This is a genomic window from Enterobacter cloacae complex sp. IR5384 (assembly GCF_049237265.1).
GTDB classification, from domain to species: Bacteria; Pseudomonadota; Gammaproteobacteria; order Enterobacterales; family Enterobacteriaceae; genus Enterobacter; species Enterobacter cloacae.
In genome coordinates this window covers 19,730-39,629 of sequence record NZ_JBMKHJ010000028.1, presented here as the reverse complement: position 1 = coordinate 39,629, position 19,900 = coordinate 19,730, and the positions used below count along the sequence as shown (strand labels likewise).

Annotated in this window: 17 protein-coding genes; 15 read left to right on the top strand and 2 right to left on the bottom strand. The window is 58.0% G+C overall.

The features are described 5' to 3' along the window. Positions 1-39: 39 nt before the first annotated feature. The 3 genes from ACOTX3_RS19440 to ACOTX3_RS19430 all read left to right on the top strand — a co-directional run bounded on the left by ACOTX3_RS19440 (position 40) and on the right by ACOTX3_RS19430 (position 3,602). Positions 40-522 (top strand): DUF2501 domain-containing protein, encoded by a 483-nt coding sequence (locus tag ACOTX3_RS19440; protein ID WP_013095460.1) that lies wholly within the window; start codon positions 40-42, stop codon positions 520-522. Between the two features lie 270 nt (positions 523-792). Further along, on the top strand, positions 793-3,084 hold the full coding sequence (gene opgB, locus ACOTX3_RS19435) for a phosphatidylglycerol--membrane-oligosaccharide glycerophosphotransferase (RefSeq protein WP_058678943.1): 2,292 nt from the start codon (positions 793-795) through the stop codon (positions 3,082-3,084). Continuing rightward, positions 3,084-3,602, top strand: a complete 519-nt coding sequence (locus tag ACOTX3_RS19430; protein WP_058678928.1) for a GNAT family N-acetyltransferase — start codon at positions 3,084-3,086, stop codon at positions 3,600-3,602. Before opgB ends, ACOTX3_RS19430 begins: the two co-directional genes overlap by 1 nt. Positions 3,603-3,674: 72 nt before the next feature. Here ACOTX3_RS19430 and tsr read toward each other — a convergent pair whose 3' ends face one another. Continuing rightward, positions 3,675-5,339: a methyl-accepting chemotaxis protein gene (tsr, locus tag ACOTX3_RS19425; RefSeq protein ID WP_013095457.1), complete on the bottom strand. Its 1,665-nt coding sequence runs from the start codon at positions 5,337-5,339 to the stop codon at positions 3,675-3,677. An 83-nt stretch (positions 5,340-5,422) separates the two neighbouring features. Next, the gene (hpaR, locus tag ACOTX3_RS19420; RefSeq protein WP_013095456.1) at positions 5,423-5,863 is read right to left on the bottom strand and encodes a homoprotocatechuate degradation operon regulator HpaR; all 441 of its coding nucleotides are present in this window, start codon (positions 5,861-5,863) and stop codon (positions 5,423-5,425) included. A gap of 268 nt (positions 5,864-6,131) precedes the next feature. Here hpaR and hpaG point away from each other — a divergent pair, with 268 nt between their 5' ends. The 12 genes from hpaG (at position 6,132) to ACOTX3_RS19360 (ending at position 19,868) form a co-directional block, all read left to right on the top strand. Continuing rightward, entirely contained in the window at positions 6,132-7,409 is a 1,278-nt protein-coding gene (hpaG, locus tag ACOTX3_RS19415; protein WP_013095455.1) for a 4-hydroxyphenylacetate degradation bifunctional isomerase/decarboxylase, read from the top strand. Beyond that, positions 7,406-8,872 carry a 5-carboxymethyl-2-hydroxymuconate semialdehyde dehydrogenase gene (hpaE, locus tag ACOTX3_RS19410; RefSeq protein WP_013095454.1) on the top strand — a complete coding sequence of 489 codons (1,467 nt, stop codon included), beginning with the start codon at positions 7,406-7,408 and terminating at the stop codon, positions 8,870-8,872. The genes hpaG and hpaE overlap by 4 nt, the downstream gene beginning before the upstream one ends. A 1-nt stretch (position 8,873) precedes the next feature. After that, a complete protein-coding gene (gene hpaD, locus ACOTX3_RS19405) occupies positions 8,874-9,725 on the top strand; it encodes a 3,4-dihydroxyphenylacetate 2,3-dioxygenase (RefSeq protein WP_013095453.1) in 852 nt (283 codons plus the stop codon). 9 nt (positions 9,726-9,734) lie between these two features. Further along, positions 9,735-10,115, top strand: coding sequence for a 5-carboxymethyl-2-hydroxymuconate Delta-isomerase (locus ACOTX3_RS19400; protein WP_058678929.1), 381 nt, complete (start codon positions 9,735-9,737; stop codon positions 10,113-10,115). Between the two features lie 122 nt (positions 10,116-10,237). After that, a complete protein-coding gene (gene hpaH, locus ACOTX3_RS19395; protein ID WP_013095451.1) occupies positions 10,238-11,041 on the top strand; it encodes a 2-oxo-hept-4-ene-1,7-dioate hydratase in 804 nt (267 codons plus the stop codon). A gap of 9 nt (positions 11,042-11,050) precedes the next feature. Beyond that, on the top strand, positions 11,051-11,848 hold the full coding sequence (gene hpaI / locus ACOTX3_RS19390) for a 4-hydroxy-2-oxoheptanedioate aldolase (protein ID WP_421631631.1): 798 nt from the start codon (positions 11,051-11,053) through the stop codon (positions 11,846-11,848). A 21-nt stretch (positions 11,849-11,869) separates the two neighbouring features. Continuing rightward, positions 11,870-13,216, top strand: a complete 1,347-nt coding sequence (gene hpaX, locus ACOTX3_RS19385) for a 4-hydroxyphenylacetate permease (protein ID WP_058678931.1) — start codon at positions 11,870-11,872, stop codon at positions 13,214-13,216. A gap of 9 nt (positions 13,217-13,225) precedes the next feature. Beyond that, positions 13,226-14,158 (top strand): 4-hydroxyphenylacetate catabolism regulatory protein HpaA, encoded by a 933-nt coding sequence (gene hpaA, locus ACOTX3_RS19380; protein ID WP_058678932.1) that lies wholly within the window; start codon positions 13,226-13,228, stop codon positions 14,156-14,158. Between the two features lie 177 nt (positions 14,159-14,335). After that, the gene (gene hpaB / locus ACOTX3_RS19375) at positions 14,336-15,898 is read left to right on the top strand and encodes a 4-hydroxyphenylacetate 3-monooxygenase, oxygenase component (protein WP_058678933.1); all 1,563 of its coding nucleotides are present in this window, start codon (positions 14,336-14,338) and stop codon (positions 15,896-15,898) included. A 17-nt stretch (positions 15,899-15,915) separates the two neighbouring features. Then, positions 15,916-16,428, top strand: a complete 513-nt coding sequence (locus ACOTX3_RS19370; protein ID WP_020688846.1) for a 4-hydroxyphenylacetate 3-monooxygenase reductase subunit — start codon at positions 15,916-15,918, stop codon at positions 16,426-16,428. 178 nt (positions 16,429-16,606) lie between these two features. After that, positions 16,607-17,509 (top strand): helix-turn-helix transcriptional regulator, encoded by a 903-nt coding sequence (locus ACOTX3_RS19365; protein ID WP_127869157.1) that lies wholly within the window; start codon positions 16,607-16,609, stop codon positions 17,507-17,509. Positions 17,510-17,714: 205 nt separating this feature from the next. Then, the gene (locus ACOTX3_RS19360) at positions 17,715-19,868 is read left to right on the top strand and encodes a carbon starvation CstA family protein (protein ID WP_029882188.1); all 2,154 of its coding nucleotides are present in this window, start codon (positions 17,715-17,717) and stop codon (positions 19,866-19,868) included. Positions 19,869-19,900: the final 32 nt, after the last annotated feature.

Sequence of the window (19,900 nt, the reverse complement as noted above, 5' to 3'; positions counted from 1 at the left end):
CTCTTCCGGCCCAAAACGGACCTTTTTGAGAAAGCCATTATGAAAAAACAGATTCTTTTCAGCACACTTTTAGGCGCCCTGCTGGTCACCGGCATGGCCCATGCCGCGTCATGGCAGGAGTCCCTTTCCAGCGCCGCCAGCGAACTCACCAAAGAGAGCGGCAGCACTCAGGGCGGGCTGTCAGCCTCTTCCCTCACCAGCCTGCTGGGCAATAGCTCCCAGAGTCTGAGTGCCGGCACAATGAACAACGCAGCAGGCATCCTGGAATACTGTGCGAAGCAAAAGCTGGCTTCCGTGACCGATGCGCAAAATGTGAAAAACCAGGTGCTCGGTAAGCTGGGTCTGGACACCCAGGAGCAGAAAGCCGACACCAACTACATGGACGGCATTCAGGGTCTGCTGAACGCGCAAAATGGTCAGCAGCTGAATCTGAGCACCCTTGGCAACTCATCTCTGGCGAAACAGGTGAAAACCAAAGCCTGCGATCTGGTGCTGAAACAAGGCGTTAATTTCATCTCCTGATCGGCCCCATTTCCTGCCACAACACGCCGCGTTTAATACGTTAGTCTTGCAACGCGGCGTGAAACCGGCATTTTCCCCTTCTGCCCTCGTCTCAGCATCCGTACAGCAGGATGCGACCGCCTTCAAAAAAACGATTTTCTAAACCAATTCCTAACAACGGCACACTTTCGTGACACTAAAATTGCAGCTTAGCGACATCGCCATTACATTGTATTACCCAAAAAATAATCAATTAGCCAGCGAAGCACCTGGCGTCATGAGGATATGCTGTTGTCAGAGTTAATGTCCCTTGCCCTTTTTCTGGCCTCCATCGGCGTTTACGCCTGGAAAGCTGGCCGTAACACCTGGTGGTTTATCGCCACGCTGGTGGTGCTCGGCATTTTTATTGTTTTAAACATTACGCTCTACGCCAGCGATTACTTTACCGGAGACGGGATAAACGATGCGGTGCTCTACACCCTGACCAATAGCCTGACGGGCGCGGGCGTGGGTAAATATGTCCTCCCCGGTCTGGGCCTGGTGCTGGCGCTGGTGACCATTTTTGGCGCGCTCGCCTGGGTGCTGCGCCGCCGCCGTCATCTTCCGCACCACCATGGCTACAGCCTGCTGGCGCTTTTCCTTGCGCTGGCCTCCGTGGATGCCAGCCCGGCATTTCATCAGATCACCGAGCTGGTGAAATCCCAGTCGCGCGACGGTGACCCGGATTTCGTGGCGTACTATAAAGAGCCATCGAAAACGATAGCCAACCCGAGGCTTAATCTGGTGTACATCTACGGCGAGAGTCTGGAGAGGACCTATTTCGATAACGACGCCTTCCCGAACCTGACGCCGGATCTGGGCGCGCTGAAAAACGAAGGCCTCGACTTCAGTCACACCATGCAGCTGCCCGGCACCGACTACACCATTGCCGGAATGGTTGCCTCCCAGTGCGGCATTCCTCTGTTTGCCCCCTTTGAAGGTAACGCCTCAGCTTCAATGTCGAGCTTCTTCCCGCAGAATATCTGCCTGGGCGACATCATGAAAAACTCCGGTTACGAGAACTATTTTGTCCAGGGGGCCAACCTGCGCTTTGCCGGGAAAGATGTGTTCCTGAAATCACACGGGTTTGATCATCTGTACGGCTCAGAAGAGTTAAAAACGACCGTCGCCGACCCCACTTACCGCAACGACTGGGGCTTCTACGACGATACCGTGCTGGAGGAGACCTGGAAAAAATTCGAAGAACTGTCCCGCGCCGGGAAACGCTTCTCCCTCTTTGCCCTGACGGTAGATACTCACCATCCTGACGGTTTTGTCTCGCGCACCTGCAAGCGCAAACGCTACGACATTGACGGAAAAGATAATAAATCCTTCAGCGCCGTCACCTGTAGCCAGGAGCATATCGCCGCCCTTGTTCAGAAAATCAAAACCTCACCCTGGTTCAAAAACACGGTGATCGTGGTCTCTTCAGACCATCTGGCGATGAAAAACAGCGCGTGGGATCAGCTGAACAAACAGGATCGCAGCAACCTGTTCTTCGTTCTGCGCGGCGACAAACCGCAGCAGGAGGTAATCGCCACCAAGCGTAATTCGATGGATAACGGCGCCACGGTGCTGGATATTCTTGGCGGTGACAACTTTATTGGTCTGGGCCGCAGCACGCTGTCGGGACAATCGCTGTCCGAAGTGTTCCTCAACATGAAGGAAAAAATCCTCGCCTGGAAGCCGGATATCATACGTCTGTGGAACTTCCCGAAAGAGATGAAAGACTTCACTATCGATCAGGATAAAAAAACGATCGCCTTCTCAGGCAGCCACTTCCGGCTGCCGCTGCTGCTGCGCGTGTCGGATAACCGCGTTGAGCCGCTGCCTGAAAGCGAATACTCGGCGCCGCTGCGCTTCCAGCTGGCGGAGTTTGCCCCGCGAGATAACTTTGTCTGGGTCGATAAGTGCTACAAAATGGGCCAGCTCTGGTCGCCGCCGCTGGCGCTGTCGACGGACTGGTGCGTCTCTCAGGGGCAGCTTGGCGGGGAGCAAACCGTGCAGCACGTGGATAAGCCAGTATGGAAGGGCAAAACCGCCTTCAGGGATACGGTTATCGATACCGCCCGCTATCAGCGCAACATTGATATGCTGAAAATCGTCGATAACGATATTCGCTATAAAGCCGACAGCTTTATCTTCAACGTCGCCGGTGCGCCGGAAGAGGTTAAACAGTTCAGCGGTATCTCTCGTCCGGAGTCCTGGGGACGCTGGTCCAACGCACAGCTGGGCAATGAGGTAAAAATTGAGTATGCCCACCCCTTGCCGCAGAAATTCGACCTGGTGATCACCGCCAAAGCGTATGGCGCTAATGCTAACCGCCCTGTTCCGGTACGGGTGGGCGACAGCGAGCAGACGCTGACCCTTGGCAACGAAGTCAGCACCACCACGCTGCATTTCGATAATCCTTCACGGAGTAATACCCTGGTGATTGTGCCGCCAGAGCCGCAATCTACCAATGAAGGCAATATTCTCGGCCACTCACCGCGCGAGCTCGGGATTGGCATGGTCGAAATTAAAATCGTGGGTAACGCAGGCTAATGCGTGTCGGCCTTAACATCACCGTTCGCCCAACACGCCCCGGTGACGTCACCGCCCTGCCCGCCATAGAACGCGCGGCGGGCGAGCGTTTCCGGGATTACCCGGAACTCGCCTGGCTTGCAGAGGGCGAGGTCATTTCCGCTGAGCAGCATCTCGACTACGCCGAACGCGGACTGAGCTGGCTGGCGCTGGCCAACGACCAGCCGGTCGGTTTTATCCTCGCAGAGACGCACGTTTCGTCGCTGTTCATCGTGGAGCTTTCGGTGCATCTGGACTGGCAGGGAAAAGGGATCGGCCGACGGCTCATCGCCTGTGTCGCTGACCAGGCCCGCAAAAGGGGGCTGGCATCGCTGACGCTGACAACCTTCCGGGACGTGCCGTGGAATGCGCCGTTCTATGCGCGGCTGGGGTTTGAAATGATAACGACGCTGACGCCTGAACTGCGTGAAAAACGCGAAGAAGAGACGGCGCACGGTTTAGCGTATGACGCTCGCTGTGTCATGCGCCTGCCTCTGTAATATCGCCCGACGGTGCACCGTCATTGCGTAGGCCGGGTAAGGCGTAGCCGCCACCCGGCACCACATACGGCGTTAGAAGGTTTCCCAGTTATCGCCCGCATCCGCGGTCGCCGGTTTACGCATCACCACCGGTGCAGCAACGCTTTTGGCTGCGGCAAACTCACGTGCTTTCATCTGCTCCTGCTGAATACGGAACACCGCGACGGCCTGCGTCAGGCGGCTCGCCTGCTCTTCCAGCGCCGCAGCGGCAGCAGCAGACTCTTCCACCAGCGAGGCGTTCTGCTGAGTCACGCGATCCATCTCCGCCACCGCCAGACCAACCTGATCGATACCGCGGCTCTGCTCATCAGAGGCAGAGGCGATTTCGCCCATGATATCGGTCACGCGGGTCACCGCATTAACGATTTCACCCATCGTTTCACCGGCGCTTTCCACCAGCGTTGAGCCCACTTCCACACGACCGACGGAGTCTTCAATCAGGCTCTTGATCTCACGGGCAGCCTGGGCACTGCGCTGGGCCAGGTTACGTACTTCACCTGCCACGACGGCGAATCCGCGACCCTGCTCACCCGCACGTGCAGCTTCAACCGCCGCGTTCAGTGCCAGAATGTTGGTCTGGAAGGCAATACCGTCAATCACGCTGATAATATCGGCGATTTTCTGCGAACTGCCTGCGATGTCGCGCATGGTTTGCACCACGTTATCCACCACTTTTCCGCCCTTCTGTGCGGTTTCAGACGCGCTCAGCGCCAGGTTGCTCGCCTGGCGGGCATTTTCGGCGTTCTGCTTCACGGTCGCCGTCAGCTGCTCCATGCTGGCAGCGGTCTCTTCCAGGGAAGCGGCCTGCTGTTCAGTACGGGAAGAGAGATCGTTATTGCCCATCGCGATTTCGCTCGCGCCGCTGTAGATGGCGTTTGCGCCGTTACGCACGTCACCAACGGTACGCACCAGCTCGCTCTGCATATGACGCAGCGAGTCGGCCAGCTCACCCATCTCGTTAGCGCCTTCCACTTCAATGCGCTTCACCAGATCGCCGCTGGCGATATGGCGGATGTTGTCGATGAGACGGGTCAGCGGAGAGATCAGCGCCTGCTTGATACCCAGCCACACGCCCACGATGACCACCAGCACAACCATCAGCACGCTGATCAGCACCCAGATCGCCTGGCTGTAAGAGCTGTTGCTGTTTTCCACCGCCATCTGATACAGCTTGTCGTTCTGCAGCAGGTAGTTCACATACTGCTTCTCAAAACCATCCTGATAGCTCTGGGTAGGCTGATCGAAGAAAGCGTTAATTTTGCCTGCCCCCAGCAGTTGAATCAGCTCCGCCAGCGCGCCGTGATAAATATCGTAGTTACGCTTAATTTCCATCGCTTCAGCGTCGCTCTGACGCGGATCGCGCGGCAGGGCTTCGTAGGCGGCCCAGTTTTTTTCCGCCTGTTTCAGTGACACAGAGGCAATTTGCATCAGATCGTTCACGGTCGCGCCGCTGCCGATATTGTTCTGATCCATCATGTAGCGGATGCCCGCGCGGTTCAGGGTGTTACGGGTTTGCAGCAATGCCACCCAGCTGGCGTTCAGCGTGGATTGTTGCTGGCGAATGGTTTGCAGGACGGTGAAATTCTCTTTGTCATGCTTCAGGGCATTGAAGAAAAGGCCACCGGAGGTCAGTTGTAAAAGGCCAAATATCGCTAAAACCAGCATTAAGCTGGTGACAATCTTGATACGGTTTAACATGTTTTCTCTTCCTTCAGACAGATACAGAATTTTCGGCCTGGAAAGGGAAAACTTTACGAAAATCATCCTTTAATTTGTGGTTTTTACTCTTCGTCACGCGCTGCGTTATGGCGGTTTCCCAGCGCGATAAACTCCTCAAGCAGCGCCGTCAGCTGTTTCATCTTCTCCGGCGTATATTCCGCCTCTATCTGCTGGTACGCCTCTTCCACCTGCGCCTGAGCGTGCTCGTACAGCGCGTTGCCCTCTTTGGTCAGCGACACGTACAGCTTGCGCTGGTCATTGACCGGTTTTAAGCGCAGCACCAGACCGTCGCGCTCCATGCGCGTCAGAATGCCCGTCAGGCTCGGGCGCAATATGCAGGTCCGAAACGCCAGATCGTGAAAATCCATCGAGGGATGTTCAGCCAGCACTCGCACAATGCGCCACTGCTGCTCGGTCAGGTTATGCCGCTTCACAATCGGTCGGAAGTAGGACATTGCCGCTTCCCGCGCCTGCAACAGGGCGATAGTTAAAGAATCATGCATAGCCACTCCCGCTTATTGTTAACAAGTAAACAATTCAAAATCGCTGTTTTAATCAACTGCTTTTTGACCATCGAAAAGTCTAACAGAAACAACAGCCCTTTATTAACACGATGATAAATATATCATTTCAAACGAAAATGTAAATTTATTGTTATTCATATCACAAATATTTCACTTCTGATTGCGAAATAATCAGCAAAAGCATAAAACCAGATCATTAACATATTAACAAAATCAACGCCGGCGTTCCGGCCTGAGGAGTATGTCAATGAAAGGTACCGTTTTTGCCGTGGCGCTGAACCACCAAAGCCAGCGCGACGCCTGGGCTGAGGCGTTTGAAAAAGCCCCCTACAACACCCCGCCAAAAACCGCGGTGTGGTTTATCAAGCCACACAACACGGTGATCCGCGCAGGTGAACCCATCCCGTTTCCGCAGGGTGAGACGGTGCTGAGCGGCGCAACCGTCGCGCTGGTGGTGGGCAAAACGGCCAGCAAAGTTCGCGTGGAGGACGCAGCGGCCTACATCGCCGGGTACGCGCTGGCCAACGAGGTAAGCCTGCCGGAAGAGAGCTTTTATCGCCCGGCAATCAAAGCCAAATGCCGGGACGGGTTTTGTCCGCTGGGTGAGCTGGTCGCCGTCGACAACGTGGATAACCTGACTATCATCACCGAAATCAACGGCCGCGAAGCGGACCACTGGAACACCGCCGGGCTACAGCGCAACGCCGCCGAACTGCTGAGCGCCCTGAGCGAGTTCGCGACCCTGAATCCGGGCGATGCGATCTTGCTCGGCACGCCGCAAAGCCGCGTCGAGATCCGCCCTGGCGATCGGGTACGCATTCTGGCGGAAGGGTTCCCGGCACTGGAAAACCCGGTGGTGGATGAACGCGACGTGGCGATGGCTCAGGGCGCGCACCCTCACCCCACGCTGTTCGCCCTCGGCCTGAACTACGCCGATCACGCCAGCGAGTTGGCATTCACGCCACCGACCGAGCCGCTGGTGTTTATCAAAGCGCCCAATACCTTCAACGGCGACAACCAGACCTCGGTACGCCCGGACAACGTTGAGTACATGCACTACGAGGCGGAGCTGGTGGTGGTCATCGGCAAAACCGCGCGTAAGGTCAGTGAAGCCGAGGCGATGGATTTTGTTGCGGGCTACACGGTCTGTAACGACTACGCCATTCGCGACTATCTCGAAAATTACTACCGCCCGAATCTGCGGGTCAAAAGCCGCGACGGGTTAACCCCCATCAGCCCCAACATCGTGCCAAAAGCAGCCATTCCCGATCCGCATAACTTAACCCTGCGCACCTTCGTCAACGGTGAATTACGTCAGGAAGGGACCACGGCGGATCTGATCTTCAGCATCCCATACCTGATTGCATACCTGAGCGAATTCATGACTCTGCAGCCGGGCGACATGATCGCCACCGGCACGCCAAAAGGACTGTCCGACGTGGTACCGGGGGATGAAGTGGTGGTGGAAGTGGAAGGCGTGGGTCGCCTGGTAAACCGGATTGTGAGTGAGGAGACGGCAAAATGAAAAAGATTAACCACTGGATCAACGGCAAAAACGTGGCGGGAAGCGACTACTTCCACACCACCAACCCGGCCTCCGGCGAGGTGCTGGCAGAAGTCGCCGCCGGCGGGGAAGCGGAAATCCATCAGGCCGTGGCGGCAGCAAAAGAGGCTTTCCCAAAGTGGGCCAACCTGCCGATGAAAGAGCGTGCGCGTCTGATGCGTCGCCTGGGCGATCTGATTGATCAGAACGTGCCGGACATTGCCGCGATGGAAACCGCCGACACCGGCCTGCCCATCCACCAGACCAAAAACGTGCTTATCCCGCGCGCCTCGCACAACTTCGAGTTCTTCGCCGAAGTGTGCCAGCAGATGAACGGCAAAACCTACCCGGTTGACGACAAGATGCTGAACTACACCCTGGTGCAGCCGGTGGGCGTCTGCGCGCTGGTGTCGCCGTGGAACGTGCCGTTTATGACCGCCACCTGGAAGGTCGCCCCATGTCTGGCGCTGGGGAATACCGCCGTGCTGAAGATGTCTGAACTCTCGCCGCTGACCGCCGACCGTCTGGGCGAACTGGCGCTGGAGGCGGGGATTCCGGCGGGCGTGCTGAACGTGGTGCAGGGCTACGGCGCCACGGCAGGCGATGCGCTGGTGCGCCATCACGACGTGCGGGCCGTCTCCTTCACCGGCGGCACCGCCACCGGGCGCAATATCATGAAAAACGCCGGGCTGAAGAAATACTCCATGGAGCTGGGCGGCAAATCCCCGGTGCTGATTTTTGAAGATGCCGACATTGAGCGCGCGCTGGACGCCGCCCTGTTCACCATCTTCTCCATCAACGGCGAGCGCTGCACCGCGGGCTCGCGCATTTTCATCCAGCAGAGCATCTACCCAGAATTCGTCAAACGCTTCGCCGAGCGCGCCAACCGCCTGCGCGTGGGCGATCCGACCGATCCGAACACCCAGATTGGGGCGCTGATTAGCCAACAGCACTGGGAGAAAGTCTCCGGCTATATCCGCCTGGGCATTGAGGAGGGCGCGACCCTGCTGGCGGGCGGCCCGGACAAACCGGCCGACCTGCCTGCGCACCTGAAAGGCGGTAACTTCCTGCGCCCGACGGTGCTGGCGGATGTCGACAACCGCATGCGCGTGGCGCAGGAGGAGATCTTCGGCCCGGTAGCATGCCTGCTGCCGTTCAAGGATGAAGCGGAAGGGCTGCGCCTGGCCAACGACGTGGAGTACGGCCTGGCGTCGTACATCTGGACCCAGGACGTCAGCAAAGTGCTGCGTCTGGCGCGCAATATCGAAGCGGGCATGGTGTTCGTGAATACCCAGAACGTGCGCGATCTGCGCCAGCCGTTTGGCGGCGTGAAGGCCTCCGGCACCGGGCGCGAAGGCGGCGAGTACAGCTTTGAGGTGTTCGCGGAGATGAAGAACGTCTGCATCTCCATGGGCGACCATCCGATTCCAAAATGGGGGATCTAAAATGGGAAAGTTAGCGTTAGCGGCAAAAATCACGCACGTACCGTCAATGTATCTCTCTGAGCTGCCGGGTAAAAACCACGGCTGCCGTCAGGGGGCCATCGACGGGCATAAAGAGATCGGCAAGCGCTGCCGCGAGCTGGGCGTCGACACCATCATCGTCTTCGACACCCACTGGCTGGTGAACAGCGCCTATCACATCAACTGTGCGGACCATTTTTCAGGCATCTACACCAGTAACGAGCTGCCGCACTTTATCCGCGACATGACCTACGACTACGACGGCAACCCGGAGCTCGGGCAACTGATCGCCGACGAGGCGGTCAAGCTTGGCGTGCGCGCCAAAGCGCACAACATCCCGAGCCTGAAGCTGGAGTACGGCACGCTGGTGCCGATGCGCTACATGAACGCGGATAAGCACTTCAAAGTGGTCTCCATCTCGGCGTTCTGCACGGTTCACGACTTCGCCGACAGCCGCAGGCTGGGCGAGGCCATCGTCAGCGCCATTGAAAAGTATGATGGCACCGTGGCGGTGCTCGCCAGCGGCTCACTGTCGCACCGCTTTATCGACGACCAGCGTGCGGAAGAAGGGATGAACAGCTACACCCGCGAGTTCGACCGCCAGATGGACGAACGGGTGGTGAAGCTATGGCGCGAAGGCCAGTTCAAAGAGTTCTGCAGCATGCTGCCGGAGTACGCCGATTACTGCTACGGCGAGGGCAACATGCACGACACGGTGATGCTGCTGGGCATGCTCGGCTGGGACAAATACGACGGCAAGGTTGAATTCCTCACCGAGCTGTTCGCCAGCTCCGGTACCGGCCAGGTTAACGCCGTTTTCCCGCTGCCCGCGTAAGGAGCCACCATGCCGCATTTTATCGCTGAATGTACCGACAACATCCGCGAGCAGGCCGACCTGCCGGGGCTGTTCGCCAAAGTGAACGAGGCGCTGGCCGCCACCGGTATTTTCCCCATCGGCGGTATCCGCAGCCGCGCCCACTGGCTGGATACCTGGCAGATGGCGGACGGCAAGCAGGATTACGCCTTTGTGCATATGACGCTGAAGATTGGTGCCGGGCGCAGCCAGGAAAGCCGCGAGGCCGTGGGGGAGATGCTGTTTGCGCTGATCAAAGCGCATTTTGCCAACCTCATGGCCGCCCGCTATCTGGCGCTGTCGTTTGAGCTCGACGAACTGCACCCGACGCTCAATTACAAGCAAAACAACGTGCACGCGTTGTTTACGTAATACCGTCCCCTCTCCCTTTGGGAGAGGGTTAGGGTGAGGGGAAATCTCTGCGGCCCGATGCCCTCACCCCGTCCCTCTCCCACTGGGAGAGGGAGAAAACAAACATAAAACAGGATATCGCCATGCTCGACAAACACACCCATACCCTGATCGCCCACCGCCTGCATCAGGCGGAGCAGTCCCGGGAGCAGATCCGCGCGATCTCGCTGGAGTACCCGGAGATCACGATTGAAGACGCCTACGCCGTACAGCGCGAATGGGTGAACCTGAAAATCGCCGAAGGCCGCGTGCTGAAAGGCCACAAGATCGGCCTCACCTCAAAAGCAATGCAGGCCAGCTCGCAGATCAGCGAGCCGGACTACGGTGCACTGTTGGACGATATGTTCTTCCACGACGGCAGCGACATCCCCGTCGATCGCTTTATCGTCCCGCGCATTGAGGTGGAGCTGGCTTTCGTGCTGGCAAAACCGCTGCGCGGACCGAACTGCACGATCTTCGACGTCTACAACGCCACGGATTATGTCATCCCCGCGCTGGAGCTGATCGACGCCCGCTGCCACAACGTTGACCCGGAAACCCAGCGCCCGCGCAAGGTGTTCGACACCATCTCCGATAACGCCGCCAACGCGGGCGTGATCCTCGGCGGCCGTCCGATTAAGCCCGACGAGCTGGATCTGCGCTGGATCTCCGCCCTGCTCTATCGCAACGGCGTGATCGAAGAGACCGGCGTTGCCGCGGGCGTGCTCAACCACCCGGCTAACGGCGTGGCGTGGCTGGCCAACAAACTTGCCCCCTACGACGTGCAGCTTGAGCCGGGGCAGATCATCCTCGGCGGTTCGTTTACCCGTCCGGTCGCGGCCAGCAAAGGCGATACCTTCCACGTGGACTACGGCAACATGGGCTCCATCAGCTGCCGCTTTGTCTAGGAGATAACCATGCAAAACGCATTCAAAACGGCGCTGAAAGCCGGAAAGCCGCAGATTGGTTTATGGCTGGGGCTGACCAGCAGCTACAGCGCCGAACTGCTGGCGGGGGCTGGTTTCGACTGGCTGCTGATTGACGGCGAGCACGCGCCGAACACCGTGCAGACCGTCTTAACCCAGCTGCAGGCCATCGCCCCTTATCCGAGCCAGCCGGTCGTCCGCCCGTCGTGGAACGATCCGGTGCAGATCAAACAGCTGCTGGATGTGGGCGCGCAAACCCTGCTGGTACCGATGGTACAAAACGCCGAAGAAGCCCGTCTGGCGGTCCGTTCCACGCGCTATCCTCCTGCGGGTATTCGCGGCATGGGCAGCGCCCTGGCGCGGGCCTCACGCTGGAACCGCATCCCGGACTACCTGCACCAGGCCAACGACGCCATGTGCGTGCTGGTGCAAATCGAAACCCGCGAGGCGCTAAAAAACCTGCCGCAGATCCTGGATGTGGACGGCGTCGACGGGGTGTTTATCGGCCCGGCGGATCTGAGCGCCGACATGGGCTTTGCCGGTAATCCTCAGCACCCGGAAGTGCAGGCGGCCATTGAACAGGCGATCGTGCAGATCCTGAGCGCCGGCAAAGCGCCCGGCATCCTGATGGCCAACGAGCAGCTGGCAAAACGCTATCTCGAACTCGGCGCGCTGTTTGTCGCCGTCGGCGTCGACACGACCCTGCTCGCCCGCAGCGCCGAAGCGCTGGCGGCACGTTTTATCGATCACCCGGTTACGTCAGTTAATAACAATAAATCCGTCTACTAAACGTAAGATCTGGAGCGCACCATGACGACCTCTACCCTGCAAGATAATAAAGCTGTTGAACATCGCGTTATAAATAAGCTGTTCCGTCGTTTGATCGTGTTTCTCTTCGTCCTGTTTGTCTTCTCGTTTCTCGATCGCATCAACATTGGCTTTGCCGGGCTGACGATGGGCAAAGATCTGGGCCTTACCTCCACGATGTTTGGCCTGGCCGCGACGCTCTTTTATGTCACCTACGTGCTGTGCGGGATCCCGAGCAACATCATGCTGGCGAAGATCGGCGCCCGGCGCTGGATCGCCGGGATCATGGTGGTGTGGGGGATCGCGTCCACCTGCACCATGTTCGCCACCAGCCCGGAAACGCTCTATGTGCTGCGCATGCTGGTGGGCATTGCCGAGGCTGGGTTCCTGCCGGGGATTTTGGTCTATCTCACCTGGTGGTTCCCGGCCTATCACCGCGCCCGCGCCAACGCACTGTTTATGATTGCCATGCCGGTAACCATGATGCTCGGCTCTATTCTTTCCGGCTACATCCTGGCGATGGACGGGCTGTGGAATCTGAAAGGCTGGCAGTGGCTGTTCCTGCTGGAAGGGTTACCGTCGGTGGTGCTCGGCGTGGTGACCTGGTTCTACCTTAACGACACCCCGGATCAGGCCAGCTGGCTGGATGATGAAGAAAAGCAAACGCTGAAAACCATGATCGCCCGTGAGCAAGAGCTGGCGGTGGCGCAAGCCGCCACGCCGCGTTCAACGCTGCGTGAAGTCCTGACCCCGGCGGTACTGCTCTATACGCTGGCCTATTTCTGCCTGACGAACACGCTGAGTGCGATCAACATCTGGACGCCGCAGATCCTGCAAAGCTTCAACACCGGCAGCAGCAACATTGTGATCGGCCTGCTGGCGGCGATCCCGCAGTTTTGCACCATCCTCGGCATGATCTGGTGGAGCCGTCGCTCCGACAGGCTGAAAGAGCGAAAAAAGCACACCATCCTGCCGTATCTCTTCGCGGCGGCGGGATGGATGCTGGCCTCGGCCACAGATCACAGCCTGATCCAGCTGCTTGGCATCATCATGGCCTCAACCGGATCGTTTACCGCCATGGCGATATTCTGGACCACGCCGGATCAGGTTATTAGCCTGCAGTCCCGTGCGGTGGCGCTGGCGGTGATCAACGCTATCGGCAACGTCGGATCCGCCGTCAGCCCGCTGCTGATCGGCATTCTGCGTGATGCCACCGGCAGCTTCAGCTCCGGGCTGTGGTTCGTCGCCGGGCTGCTGGTGGTGGGCGCGCTGGTGCTGACGCGGATCCCAATGACCCGCCAGGACAGCCTCGGGCGCGATCCGGGGATGGCGGCACAGAAGATCCACTGAGGAGGAGCTATGTGCCAGAGCCCCGTCGCCAATATCGATATCAGCAAAGAGTACGACGAAAGTCTGGGCACCGACGATGTGCACTATCAGTCGTTCGCCCGCATGGCGGCCTTTTTTGGCCGCGACATGCAGGCGCATCGTCACGACCAGTATTTTCAGATGCACTTTCTTGATACCGGGCAGATAGAACTCCAGCTCGACGATCATCGTTACTCGGTGCAGGCTCCGCTGTTCGTCATTACCCCGCCGTCGGTGCCGCACGCGTTTATCACCGAATCCGACAGCGATGGCCACGTTCTGACGGTACGCGAGGATCTCATCTGGCCGCTGCTGGAGGTGCTCTACCCCGGCACGCGAGAAGCGTTTGGCCTGCCGGGGATCTGCCTGTCGCTGGCCGATAAGCCCGACGAGCTGGCGGCGCTCAGGCACTACTGGCAGCTGATTGCCAGGGAATCCACCGGGCAACTTCCTGGGCGCGAGCATACCCTGGTGCTGCTCGCGCAGGCGGTCTTTACCCTGCTGCTGCGTAACGCCAGGCTCGACGACCACGCTTCAGGCGGCATGCGCGGTGAGTTAAAACTGTTCCAGCGCTTTACCCAGTTGATTGACACCCACTATCACCAGCACTGGACGGTGCCGGACTACGCCTGTGAACTCCACCTGACCGAATCCCGCCTGACCGATATCTGCCGCCGCTTCGCCAACCGTCCGCCGAAGCGGCTGATCTTCGACCGCCAGCTGCGCGAAGCCAGACGGCTGTTGCTCTTTTCCGACAGTACGGTCAGCGAGATTGCGTGGCAGTTGGGCTTTAAGGATCCGGCCTATTTTGCCCGCTTTTTCAATCGCCTGACGGGTTGCTCGCCCAGCGCGTATCGGGCGCAGAAAGTACCGGTTTCCCCTGTTGCCCTCACCCCTGCCCTCTCCCAACGGGAGAGGGAGTAACCGTCCCCTCTCCCGTTGGGAGAGGGTTAGGGTGAGGGAAATCACACTCTGCGATCTCTCGCGAAAAGTACCTGCCGTTGTCCCAATCGTCCCTTCACGTTCCGCCCCTCTCACGCTTCAATTAAACAACAAAAACAAAACATAAATTTAACAAACCAATTCCGATACGAGGTCCTTATGAAGCCTGAAGAGTTCCGCGCCGATGCCAAACGCCCGTTAACCGGCGAAGAGTATTTAAAAAGCCTGCAGGATGGCCGCGAGATTTATATCTACGGCGAGCGCGTTAAAGACGTCACCACCCATCCGGCGTTTCGCAATGCGGCGGCCTCCATCGCGCAGATGTACGACGCGCTGCACAAACCGGACATGCAGGACACGCTGTGCTGGGGCACCGACACCGGCAGCGGCGGTTACACCCATAAGTTCTTCCGCGTGGCGAAAAGCGCCGACGACCTGCGTCAGCAGCGGGACGCCATCGCCGAGTGGTCTCGCCTGAGCTACGGCTGGATGGGCCGCACGCCGGACTACAAAGCCGCGTTCGGCTGCGCGCTTGGCGCAAACCCGGCCTTCTACGGCCAGTTCGAGCAAAATGCCCGTAACTGGTATACCCGCATTCAGGAAACCGGCCTGTACTTTAACCACGCTATCGTCAACCCGCCTATCGACCGCCACAAACCGGCGGACGAGGTGAAAGACGTCTATATCAAGCTGGAAAAAGAGACCGACGCCGGGATCATCGTCAGCGGCGCCAAAGTGGTTGCCACCAACTCCGCGCTGACCCACTACAACATGATCGGCTTTGGCTCCGCGCAGGTGATGGGCGAAAACCCGGACTTTGCGCTGATGTTCGTCGCGCCAATGGATGCCGAAGGGGTGAAGCTGATCTCCCGCGCCTCCTACGAGATGGTGGCTGGCGCTACCGGCTCGCCGTACGACTACCCGCTCTCCAGCCGTTTTGATGAAAACGACGCGATCCTGGTGATGGATAATGTGCTGATCCCATGGGAAAACGTGCTGATCTACCGCGATTTCGACCGCTGCCGTCGCTGGACTATGGAAGGCGGTTTTGCCCGCATGTACCCGCTGCAGGCCTGCGTGCGTCTGGCGGTGAAGCTCGACTTCATCACCGCCCTGCTGAAAAAATCGCTGGAGTGTACCGGCACCCTGGAGTTCCGCGGCGTGCAGGCAGATCTCGGCGAAGTGGTCGCCTGGCGCAATATGTTCTGGGCGCTGAGCGACTCCATGTGTTCCGAAGCCACGCCGTGGGTGAACGGTGCGTACCTGCCGGATCACGCGGCGCTGCAAACCTATCGCGTAATGGCGCCAATGGCCTACGCGAAGATTAAAAACATCATCGAACGCAACGTCACCAGCGGGCTGATCTACCTGCCATCCAGCGCACGGGATCTGAACAACCCGCAGATCGATCAGTATCTGGCGAAGTACGTGCGCGGCTCCAACGGCATGGATCACGTCGAACGCATCAAGATTTTGAAGCTGATGTGGGATGCCATCGGCAGCGAATTTGGCGGCCGTCACGAGCTGTATGAGATCAACTACTCCGGCAGCCAGGACGAAATTCGCCTGCAGTGTCTGCGCCAGGCGCAAAGCTCCGGCAACATGGACAAAATGATGGCGATGGTCGACCGCTGCATGTCTGAGTACGACCAACACGGCTGGACGGTGCCACACCTGCACAACAACAGCGATATCAACATGCTGGACAAGCTGCTGAAATAACGCAGCGGGAGGTTTCAATGCATTCAGATGAACAACGCCTGCGTTTTCGCGACGCCATGGCCAGCCTGTCGGCCGCGGTGAATGTCATCACCACGGCGGGCGATGCCGGACGCTGCGGGATCACCGCCACTGCCGTCTGCTCGGTAACGGATTCCCCGCCGTCGATCATGGTCTGTATCAACGCCAACAGCGCCATGAACCCGGTGTTTCAGGGCAACGGCAAGCTGTGCGTGAATGTGCTCAACCACGAGCAGGAGATCATGGCTCGCCACTTCGCCGGTATGACCGGGATGGCCATGGAGGAGCGCTTTACCCTCTCCTGCTGGCAGAAAGGTCCGCTGGCGCAACCGGTGCTGAAAGGGGCGCTGGCAAGCCTGGAAGGCGAGATAAGTCAGGTGCAAACCATCGGCACGCATCTGGTTTATCTTGTTGAAATTAAAAATATCATCCTCAGTGAAGAGGGCCACGGCCTGATCTATTTCAAACGCCGTTTCCACCCGGTAATGATGGAGCCGGAAGCAGCCGTGTGATCCCCTCTCGCGCTGGCCCTCCTGAGGCCAGCGCGCCTTTCTGCAAAAATTCCTAAGGTTTCCGCTAAATCACGCCGTTATATAGCCATAAGAGAAATTTTCTGTGCCTGAATACTGACACGCTGTGTCAGTGCTACCCGCATCATTCAGCGCATACCCTAATATACAGGAAGACCTTATGGCTAAAACGACGCGGAGCCGCTCGGCTGAACGTCTGGTCGATATTCTCCTTGAGCTACATTTAAACGGTGTGATAAACCGCAGTGCGCTGATGGAGAAATTTAATATTACCGAGCGTACCGTCTACCGGGATTTAAATGCGCTCTCCCCGATTGTGGAACATACCGGAAACGGGCTATATCGGCTGATCCATTCCGCGCAAACGCCCGGCGGACAAGGATTACACCATACCCTTGCTAACTTCCTGAATGCTGATAGCTTTTTCCCCGAAAGAAACGCGGAGTTTTGGGAGAAACTCGAAAACCGCGTTGACGAAAATCATATTCTTATTCTCGCCAACGAGGCGGAGCACACGGCGGAACGTGATATTCGTCGCCATTTATCCAACATTGAAAAATCGATTAAAAACTGTAATGTTTGCCAGATCGTTTATAAAGGCAAAACCCGGCTGATTAACCCCTATAAACTCATTAACAAAAAAAATATATGGTATTTACAAGCTACCGAAAATAGCCGGTTAAAATCCTTCTCATTGAGTCAGATTCGCTGGCTTGATATTCAGAAACGCACCTTTACGCCGGACGAAAATGTGATCGGGCTGTTGGAAAAAAACCTCGACCCGTGGGTATCGGAAGATACTTTCGAGGTGAAAATATTTATTAAGGATAATATTTCACACTACTTCCTGCGCCGCGATCTCCTCCCGGCACAAGAGCTGCTGGAGGAGCAACACGACGGTGTGATGCTGCGCTGTCAGGCAGCACATGAAAACCAGATCCTGCCGCTGCTGTTCTACTGGTTACCCAACATTCAGATCCTGGAGCCAGCCTGGCTTAAGGAAAAGCTGGTTAAAACGCTGGAAGGCTACCTGGCGGGGAGCGCAGCCACGGTAACCGGGTGATCTGTATCACATTATTTCTCCCGCTGGCGGCGAGCCTGAACCACTCGCCGCCCCCTTTGACCGCTCACCAGGCACTTTCAACCACTCACCCATTTTCTCCCCTTTACGCGCGCAAGCTTCTGGCACGATCGCTCCAGCATTACTCAATACCTCCTCACAACGAACCCTGACCCTTTTTTCTTTACATAAAAAACCAGGTCTTACTATGGATACTAAAAAACTACTGAAGCACGTGCCCTGGGCCTTACTCGGGATCCTCGGCGCTTTCTGTCTGGCGGTTGTCGCATTACGCCGGGGCGAACACGTAAGCGCCCTGTGGATCGTGGTCGCGTCGGTTTCCGTCTACCTTGTGGCTTATCGCTACTACAGCTTATACATCGCGCAGAAGGTCATGAAACTCGACCCGACGCGTGCCACCCCGGCGGTCATTAACAATGACGGCCTGAACTACGTGCCAACCAACCGCTATGTGCTGTTTGGTCACCACTTTGCCGCCATTGCAGGCGCTGGCCCGCTGGTCGGCCCGGTACTGGCCGCGCAGATGGGTTACCTGCCGGGTACCCTGTGGCTGCTCGCTGGTGTAGTGCTGGCGGGTGCGGTGCAGGACTTTATGGTGCTGTTTATCTCCTCGCGCCGTAACGGTTCGTCGCTGGGTGAGATGATCAAAGAAGAGATGGGCCGCGTGCCGGGTACCATCGCCCTCTTCGGCTGCTTCCTGATCATGATCATCATCCTCGCGGTGCTGGCATTAATCGTGGTGAAAGCGCTGGCTGAAAGTCCGTGGGGCGTCTTTACCGTCTGCTCTACCGTGCCGATTGCGCTGTTCATGGGGATCTATATGCGCTTCCTGCGCCCTGGCCGCGTCGGCGAGGTGTCGGTCATTGGTATCGTGCTGCTGGTTGCCTCTATCTACTTCGGCGGTGTGATTGCGCACGACCCGTACTGGGGTCCGGCGCTGACCTTTAAAGACACCACCATCACCTTTGCCCTGATTGGTTACGCGTTTATTTCTGCCCTTCTGCCGGTATGGCTGATTCTGGCTCCGCGTGACTATCTGGCGACCTTCCTGAAAATCGGCGTCATCGTCGGGCTGGCGATCGGTATTGTGATCATCAACCCTGAACTGAAAATGCCGGCGGTGACCCAGTACATTGACGGTACCGGTCCGCTGTGGAAAGGCGCCCTGTTCCCGTTCCTGTTTATCACCATCGCCTGTGGTGCCGTTTCTGGCTTCCACGCGCTGATCTCCTCCGGCACCACGCCGAAGCTGATGGCCAACGAAACCGACGCGCGTTTCATCGGTTACGGTGCCATGCTGATGGAATCCTTCGTGGCGATCATGGCGCTGGTGGCTGCGTCTATCATCGAACCGGGTCTTTACTTCGCGATGAACACCCCGCCGGCAGGCCTGGGCATCACCATGCCAAACCTGCATGAGATGGGCGGTGACAACGCGGCGCTGATTATGGCGCAGTTGAAGGACGCCAGCGCCCACGCGGCGGCGACCGTCAGCTCCTGGGGCTTTGTGATTTCGCCTGAGCAGATCATGCAGACCGCGAAAGACATCGGCGAACCGTCCGTGCTGAACCGCGCCGGTGGTGCACCGACGCTGGCGGTAGGTATTGCACACGTGTTCCACAAAGTACTGCCGTGGGCGGACATGGGCTTCTGGTACCACTTCGGTATTCTGTTCGAAGCGCTGTTCATCCTCACCGCGCTGGACGCCGGTACCCGTGCAGGCCGCTTTATGCTGCAGGATCTGTTGGGGAACTTCGTGCCGTTCCTGAAGAAAACCGACTCTCTGGTGGCGGGCGTGCTGGGTACTGCGGGCTGCGTTGGCCTGTGGGGTTACCTGCTGTACCAGGGCGTTGTTGACCCACTCGGCGGCGTGAAGAGCCTGTGGCCGCTGTTCGGTATCTCTAACCAGATGCTGGCAGCCGTTGCCCTGGTGCTCGGCACCGTGGTACTGGTGAAGATGAAACGCACCAAATACATCTGGGTCACCGTGGTGCCTGCGCTGTGGCTGCTGCTCTGCACCACCTGGGCGCTGGGTCTGAAACTGTTCAGCAGCAACCCGCAGCTGGAAGGCTTCTTCTACATGGCTAACCAGTACAAAGCGAAAATTGCCGCCGGTGGCGCGGATCTCACCGCCCAGCAGATTGCCAACATGAACCATATCGTGGTGAACAACTACACCAACGCGGGTCTGAGCATTCTGTTCCTGGTGGTGGTGTACAGCATTATCTTCTACGGCATCAAAACCTGGATGAAAGTGCGTAACGCTGAAGGTCGAACGGACAAAGAGACCCCGTACGTGCCGGTACCGGAAGGCGGCGTGAAGACCTCTTCGCACCATTAATCCTGCATGTAACTGTAAGCCCGGATCGCTGC